This is a genomic window from Halorubrum sp. SP9 (assembly GCF_005435015.1).
GTDB lineage: Archaea > Halobacteriota > Halobacteria > Halobacteriales > Haloferacaceae > Halorubrum > Halorubrum sodomense.
Map to the genome: position 1 here is coordinate 1 of NZ_SGXU01000721.1, position 231 is coordinate 231.

Annotated in this window: 1 protein-coding gene; it reads left to right on the forward strand. The window is 58.0% G+C overall.

Going from position 1 to position 231, the window contains the following annotated elements:
- Positions 1-24: 24 nt before the first annotated feature.
- On the forward strand, positions 25-231 hold a 207-nt coding region (locus tag EXE45_RS19115), incomplete at its 3' end, for a hypothetical protein (protein ID WP_241989550.1).

The window sequence follows — 231 nt, forward strand, 5'->3', positions numbered from 1 at the left end:
CATACCGCACGGCGCTCGGGGAACATGGGAATGTTCTCACCCTCCGTTCACTGGCAGGAGGAACATCCGGGCGACCCACCGAAGGATAACTTCGAATGGGACCTCACGCTCGTCGACGAGGCTCACCACGGTCGCGAGGGAACGAATCTCTACGAGCTACTCACGGAGTTACAGAACGACACGGTGTGTAACTACGTGTTGACGGCGACGCCGATGCAGCTCGAAATTACT